General features: G+C 66.0%; 2 protein-coding genes. Both read right to left on the reverse strand.

Features of this window, described 5'->3' with window-relative positions:
- A partial coding sequence (locus B207_RS0105245) for an acyl-CoA dehydrogenase family protein (protein ID WP_018635477.1) occupies nt 1–1,136 on the reverse strand: 1,136 nt, incomplete at its 3' end.
- A gap of 76 nt (nt 1,137–1,212) precedes the next feature.
- Nucleotides 1,213–1,770 (reverse strand): HpcH/HpaI aldolase/citrate lyase family protein (locus tag B207_RS0105250; RefSeq protein ID WP_018635478.1); only part of this gene is annotated, 558 nt, incomplete at its 5' end.

A 1,770-nucleotide genomic window follows, 5' to 3' on the forward strand; every position in this document is an offset into this window, starting at 1 on the left:
GTGCCCTCGCCGATCAGCATGAACGGGGCCTCGCGGTAGAGCCGCTCGATCTCGTACTCCTTGGAGTACCCGTAGCCGCCGTGGATCCGGAACGACTCGGTCGTCACCTCGTGGCAGTACTCACTGGCGAGGAACTTCGCCATCCCCGCCTCGACGTCGTTACGCTGCCCGCTGTCCTTCTTCCGCGCGGCGGCGACCATCATCAGATGCCCGGCCTCGACCTTCGTCGCCATCTCCGCGAGCTTGAACGCGATCGCCTGATGATCCGCGATCTGCCGGCCGAACGTCCGCCGCTGCTGCGCATACGCGATCGCGAGCTCGAACGCNCGGATCATGATGCCGCAGGCCCGCGCCGCCACATTCACCCGACCGACCTCGACACCATCCATCATCTGGTAGAAACCACGCCCCGCCCCGGCCGGCCCACCCAGGATCGAACTGGCCGGCGTCCGATGCCCGTCCAGGATCATCTCCGTGGTCTCGACACCCTTGTACCCGAGCTTGTCGAGCTTGCCCGGGATCGTGATCCCGCCGTGCGACCCGAACCCCGGCTCCTTCTCCAACAGGAACGTCGTCATGTTCCGATACACCGACTCCGCACCCTCGTCGGTCTTCACCAACGTCGCGACCACCCCGGCCCGGGCACCGTTGGTCAGCCACATCTTCTGCCCGGTCACGACATAGTCGTCACCGTCACGCTCCGCCCGGGTCGTGATCGCCGCGACATCCGAACCACACCCCGGCTCGCTCATCGAGAACGCCCCCCGCACCTCCCCCGTCGCCATCCTCGGCAACAACCGCCGGCGCTGCTCCTCCGTACCGTGCTGCAACACCAGGTACGCCACGATGAAATGCGTGTTGATCACCCCGGAGACGCTCATCCACCCCCGCGCGATCTCCTCCACCACCAGCGCGTACGTCAGCAGCGACTCCCCCAGCCCGCCGTACTCCTCCGGGATCGTGATCCCGAACAGGCCCATCTCCTTCATCGCCTCGACGATCGCGTCCGGGAACTCGTCCTTACGCTCCAACTCGTTCGCGTGCGGAAGGATCTCCCTGTCGACGAACGACCGCACCGCCGCGAGGATGTCGGCCTGCACCTCGGTCAGCCCGTCGGTCTGCGCAATCCTGCCCATGATGGCTCCTGTGGTCCGGGGTCTCAGCGGAACGGTCTCAACGACACGGAACAGAACAGAACGGGACGGGGCCCGGTCAGTCCTTCGGCGGCTCGAACGTCACCGTCCGAGCCATCCCCGCCGCCCGGCCCTTCCCCGCGATCACCTCGGCCATCTTCCGGCTCGCCTCGTCGATCATCTCGTCACCCAGCATCACCGCACCCCGCAGACCACCCTCCGCCGAGGTGTGCCACGCATACGCGTCCAGGATCAGCTCCGCATGGTCGTAGTCCTCCTGCCGAGGCGCGTAGATCTCGTTCGCCGCCTCGATCTGCCCCGGATGCAACACCCACTTACCGTCGTACCCCAACGCCGCGGACTTCTTCGCCACCCCCCGGAACGCCTCCACATCACGAATCTGCAGGAACGGACCGTCAATCGCCTGCACACCCCGCGCCCGCGCCGCCTCCAGAATCTTGAACANCACGTAGTGGAACGGATCCCCCGGATAGTCCGGGCTCAACGCACCCACCACCAGCGACGGCATGTTCATCGACGCCATGAAATCCGCCGGACCAAAGATGATCGTCTCGATCCGCGGGCTCGCGAACGCGATCTCCTTCACGTTCGACAACCCCAACGCGTTCTCGATCTG

This window comes from Parafrankia elaeagni, from assembly GCF_000374165.1.
In the GTDB taxonomy this organism is placed as follows: domain Bacteria; phylum Actinomycetota; class Actinomycetes; order Frankiales; family Frankiaceae; genus Parafrankia; species Parafrankia elaeagni.